Source organism: Synechococcus sp. W55.1 (assembly GCF_047461655.1).
GTDB lineage: Bacteria > Cyanobacteriota > Cyanobacteriia > Thermostichales > Thermostichaceae > Thermostichus.
The window spans coordinates 1-4594 of sequence record NZ_JANSHN010000041.1 but is presented as its reverse complement, the minus strand read 5'-3'; the positions used below and the strand labels follow the sequence as shown (position 1 = coordinate 4594).

Genomic DNA, 4594 nt, shown 5'->3' with positions numbered 1-4594 from the left:
AAAAACCAACTTCATCCTCTTTCCTCTATAAATTATTCTCTCTATCCTAACATAAGATCAACACGACCTAGGACACTTCACCCGCACTTAGGGTGCTGAATGCACTGAACCAGAAGGCTTGTCTCAGTAGCCTAATCTGAACAGCTACAACCTGCAGACCTCGTTCTGTCCCAACCCTGCTTGATCAAAGAGTTCCACCTGTTGGGCATTTGCCGGAGCTATTGATCCGGTCGGGATGGAGTTGCGGTCAAGTCAATTGGAGAGCTTGCTTTCTGCTGAGGCAACCCGCTATGCTACCGCCCAGATTGAGGCATTCTCCCGTGGCAAGTCAGCAGCTTCGTGTTTATGTCCCCCCTCACCCGCTCATCAAGCATTGGCTAACTGTGGCTCGGGATGCGGAGACTCCCATGCCCCTGTTTCGCACGGCCATGTCGGAGCTGGGCCGTTGGCTGACCTATGAGGCGATGCGGGAGTGGATCCCCACCCAGACCGTTCAGGTGCAAACCCCTTTGGAACCCGTTGCCGCGGAGGTCATTGCGCCGGATACCCTGCTGGGCATTGTGCCTGTATTGCGAGCCGGTTTGGCGATGTTAGAGGGTTGTCAAGCCCTTTTGCCCCAGGCGCGGATCTTTCACATCGGTATGGTGCGGGATGAGGAAACGCTGCAGGCCAGTTGCTACCTCAATCGCCTTCCAGAGCGGATCCCTGAGCAGATGCGCATTCTCATTCCCGAGCCGATGTTGGCCACCGGGGGCACGCTGCTGTGGGTTTTGGATGAGCTGAAAAAGCGGGGGGCGGATCCCAGCTTGGTCCGGATTGTCTGCGCATTGGCAGCGCCCCCAGGGTTACAGCGGTTGGGATCCCACTACCCGATGGTGCAAATTTTCTGCGCCATGATCGACGAGCGGCTGAACGATCGAGGGTTCATTTTGCCCGGGCTGGGGGATGCAGGGGATCGTGCCTTTGGCACAGAAAACTAGCCACTGACCCACTCAATCTGTCTGTCTTCTCTGCTGCTGGTTTTTGAGCCAAGATCTTCGGCGACACACGCATTCTGTAGTGCTCAATCGAGCTTTTACCACTTCTGGCGCACGGATTGCCCATTCACCCAGATGCTTTGAGGGAGAGCATTTGAGGCTAACCCCCCTCAGATTGGTCAAGCTATTGGATCATGGGTAATGTTGGCCGCTTCAGGGATCCCGGTCGCGCTACTTGCAATTCTGACGGGGCCAGCACCTTTTCCCTTCCTGCGCCTATGCGACTTGTCCTTACCAGTTTGGATGGCAGCTTGCTGGATCTGGAGTCCAACAGCTATGGTGCTGCCCGACAAGCCTTGGCTGCCCTAGAGCGCCGCTCCATTCCCTTGGTGCTCTACAGCCTGCGCACCCGTGCTCAACTGGAGCAGGTGCGGCGGCAGTTACGCCTGGAGCATCCGTTCATCTGCGAGGATGGATCCGCCGTTTACGTGCCTGAGCATTACTTCCCGGCGGGCATTCTGGATGAGCAGTGGCAACACCGACCGCCCTACTACGTGTATGCCTTGGGTCTGCCCTATTCTCGCCTGCGCAGCATCTTGCAACAGGTGCGCCAAGATTTCCACTTGGACTTGATCGGGTTTGGGGATTGGACTGCCTCTGAACTGGCCGCTGCCACCGGGATCCCTTTGGAAGAGGCGGAGCGGGCGCAGCAGCGAGAGTACAGCGAGATTTTCAGCTATTCCGGGGATCCCGAAACCCTACGGGAAGCTTTTGCCCAACAAGAGGCCAACCTCACCCAACATCTGCTGCGGGTGCGTCAGCTCCACTTCTCCAGCCTGCCGCAATGGTATCTGACCGGATGGATACGGCCAACGATGGCCGCAGAACCCAATTTCTCGCCGGGGGAGCAGGCGGTGCGGCGGCTGCTGGATTGCTATCAACGGCATTTGGGCCCTATCAAGGCTTTGGGCATTGGTTGTTCCCCGCCCGATGTGGCCTTTTTGCGGTGGACGGAGCAAAAAGTGGTGCTTCCCAGCCCAATTGCGGATAGCCTCTGGAGTGAGGCCCTGCCCCAATGGCAATTGGCTCAGCTCCCCGGCCCAGAGGGGTGGAATGAAGTGGTGTTGATGTGGTTGGAGGAAACAGATCATGGTGATGAATAAGCAGCAGAGCGGTTGTCAGGCTGTCCCCCTGGGCTTGAGAACGGCGGGATGCTTGCTGAGTTTGGCGATGGCCATGCCCGCCTACGCACAACCGCCCATGACCCTACTGACAGGAGAACCGACGGTCGCCCAACTGAAGGAAGACGGAGCCCGCTACCTGCAGATGGGCTTTCATACCTTGGCCATCAACGCCTACCGGAGCGCGATTGAACTGGAAGAAAAAACCTTGGTGCTGCCCAGCGAACGGGATCCCGATGTGCCTTTTAACCTCGGCTTGATCTACGCCCGTCAGGGCAAGCTGGCGGAGGCGCGCGCTGCCTTTCAACGCTCGGTAGAGGTGGATCCCAGTAGCTTTAAGGCCCGCTATCAACTGGCTTTGGTGGATCTCAAGCTGGGGAACCTGGCCGCAGCCAAAGAGCAGCTCACCCTTTTGGCCCATGCCGCCAGCAACCATCCGGAAACCCACAGCCATATTCAATCTTTACTGGCCACTCTGGAGTCTGTGCCCCTGCCCGGCCAACAAGGGAAAAACCCGGCTCGTCCTCCAGCCGTCGAGTCAGAAGCCGCCAAGCTCTTGCTCGAACCTCAGAAAACAGAAACAGCCGCCCTGCCAACTGCGACTGAAAAGAAAGGGCCAGAGGAAGAGAAACCCCTCTCGCTTCTGCAGCGGCTCCGCCAACAGGAGCGGGACTAGTTCTCTCTCGGCCCAGACTGACAACCCATGAAGGCATGTAGCTGGATGCCAGGGATCCCACTGGTCACCGGGCCTTGGGCTAGGCTCACCCCTTTTTGGGATCCGACTGAGAATCTTCGGGCTGGGGCCCTTTGGTGGTGAACACCGTGGTGAACATCATCAGCATGCCTCCCCCCAAAATCAGCAGGGCCAATCCTCCGAACATCCAATTCATCCAGGCTTGGATTTCCATGGGGGGCTCTCCAGAATGCATAGGCAACCCTGATCCTACATCTGGAAAAACGGTGCCCAGCAGCTATTGATTGGCTCGGTGAAGCAACCCCAGTCCTACGACGGCACAGATGAAGTTGGGCAACCAAGCCGCCGTTGCCGGCCCCAGCGTCCCAATTTGTCCCAGCGCCTGGGTGATGAACAGCAGCACATAGAAGGCAAAGATAATCAGCACACTGATGCCCAACCCCAAAGAGGAACCGGTGCGTTGCGGGCGCAATCCCAAAGGCACCCCAATCAGGGTGAACGCCAGACACGCAAAGGGAATGGCATACTTCTGGTTGAGGCTGACCTGTAGACGACGCACCCGTTGCAGATCGCCAGAGCTGGCAATCACTTCGATATAATGGTTCAGCTCTCGAATGTTCATTTCCTCAGGGCTGCGGATCTCTTGAGCCAGCTCCAGTGGTGCGCGAGGCAGGCGCAACTCCTGCCGGCTGAAGGTGGCAATGTTGCTGTAGGTGCCATCAGGAGAAACGATGTAGTTGGTGCCATCCTCAAACACCCAAAGATTCTCTTGGGGATCCCAGCGTCCCCGTTGGGCCAGCAGGATTTGGTTGAGCGCTTCGTTGGAAAAATCTAGGACGATAATGCCGCGCATTTGCTTCCCATCGAAGCTGCGGGCGTAGAACTGACGGGTTAGCCCTTGTCGCCGGGAAAAGGTGCCGTCCGGCTCAGGCATGAGGATCTCGCCAAATTCTTGGTAGAGGATATTCTCCCGCCGGAAGTCGGGATCCCGATTTAAAGCTCGATTCAAAGTCGTGGCCGCTTGGCGATTGCTCACCGGCACCACCAGCTCATTGAACAGAAACGTTAACGTCGTCACCAGCAAGCTGAGGACGAGGGCAGGCACCATGAGGCGGTAAAGGCTCACCCCGCATCCGCGCAAGGCCGTGATCTCGTTGTCGGCAGACAAGCGCCCATAGGCCAGCAACGTCGCCAGCAACATGGACATCGGGAACGTCAAAACGATGATCCCCGGCGCCCGCAGCACGAACACCTGCAAGGCTGCTGAAATCGATAACCCTGCCTCCACCACCAGGCGCACCAGCTCGAACAGGGATCCCACCGCCATCACCAAGGTTGTGAAAGCCCCCACCCCAAAGAGAAACGGCAGCAGCATTTCCGAGAGGACATAGCGATCCATCAGGCCCACCGCACAAGCGAGGGAGAACGTGCTGGAGGAACGGCCAACCGGATGGGTGGGGGGAGAATGAAGTTTCACGAAGCCAGAGGAAATAGTGGGCAGAACAGCAAGATCCTTATCCAGCCAGAGAAGCCGGAAACTGATGAACTACCCCACCGCATGGGCGGATGGGGTTTCTGATGCCCCATTCGCTTGACGGCAGGATTTTAGTCTCTTCCTCTGCCCCAGTTGCTTCATAGCCCCGCAGGACTTTGAAGTAGAGCTGGAGCATCCAAGACTCACGAGGCTGGTTCCCAACCCCGGTTGCCGATTAGTGGCAACGGTGTACATCACCATCACCGAG

5 protein-coding genes are annotated in these 4594 nt (G+C 57.6%); 3 read left to right on the top strand and 2 right to left on the bottom strand.

Going from position 1 to position 4594, the window contains the following annotated elements; translation table 11 throughout:
• Positions 1-290: 290 nt before the first annotated feature.
• The 3 genes from upp (at position 291) to NW816_RS13845 (ending at position 2834) form a co-directional block, all read left to right on the top strand.
• Complete coding sequence (gene upp, locus NW816_RS13855) at positions 291-980, top strand: uracil phosphoribosyltransferase (RefSeq protein ID WP_414344397.1); 690 nt, start codon at positions 291-293, stop codon at positions 978-980.
• A gap of 191 nt (positions 981-1171) precedes the next feature.
• Positions 1172-2140, top strand: coding sequence for an HAD hydrolase family protein (locus NW816_RS13850; RefSeq protein WP_414375472.1), 969 nt, complete (start codon positions 1172-1174; stop codon positions 2138-2140).
• Positions 2127-2834, top strand: a complete 708-nt coding sequence (locus NW816_RS13845) for a tetratricopeptide repeat protein (RefSeq protein WP_414375473.1) — start codon at positions 2127-2129, stop codon at positions 2832-2834. The genes NW816_RS13850 and NW816_RS13845 overlap by 14 nt, the downstream gene beginning before the upstream one ends.
• An 85-nt stretch (positions 2835-2919) precedes the next feature.
• Here NW816_RS13845 and NW816_RS13840 read toward each other — a convergent pair whose 3' ends face one another.
• Positions 2920-3066, bottom strand: a complete 147-nt coding sequence (locus NW816_RS13840; protein WP_187147235.1) for a hypothetical protein — start codon at positions 3064-3066, stop codon at positions 2920-2922.
• A gap of 63 nt (positions 3067-3129) precedes the next feature.
• Positions 3130-4251, bottom strand: coding sequence for an LptF/LptG family permease (locus NW816_RS13835; RefSeq protein WP_414409539.1), 1122 nt, complete (start codon positions 4249-4251; stop codon positions 3130-3132).
• Between the last annotated feature and the right edge of the window lie 343 nt (positions 4252-4594).

Coding starts and splice junctions, on each gene's coding strand:
- upp (WP_414344397.1), top strand. CDS start 291: ATGCTACCGCCCAGATTGAGGCATTCTCCCGTGGCAAGTCAGCAGCTT.
- NW816_RS13850 (WP_414375472.1), top strand. CDS start 1,172: ATGGGTAATGTTGGCCGCTTCAGGGATCCCGGTCGCGCTACTTGCAAT.
- NW816_RS13845 (WP_414375473.1), top strand. CDS start 2,127: ATGGTGATGAATAAGCAGCAGAGCGGTTGTCAGGCTGTCCCCCTGGGC.
- NW816_RS13840 (WP_187147235.1), bottom strand. CDS start 3,066: ATGGAAATCCAAGCCTGGATGAATTGGATGTTCGGAGGATTGGCCCTG.
- NW816_RS13835 (WP_414409539.1), bottom strand. CDS start 4,251: ATGGATCGCTATGTCCTCTCGGAAATGCTGCTGCCGTTTCTCTTTGGG.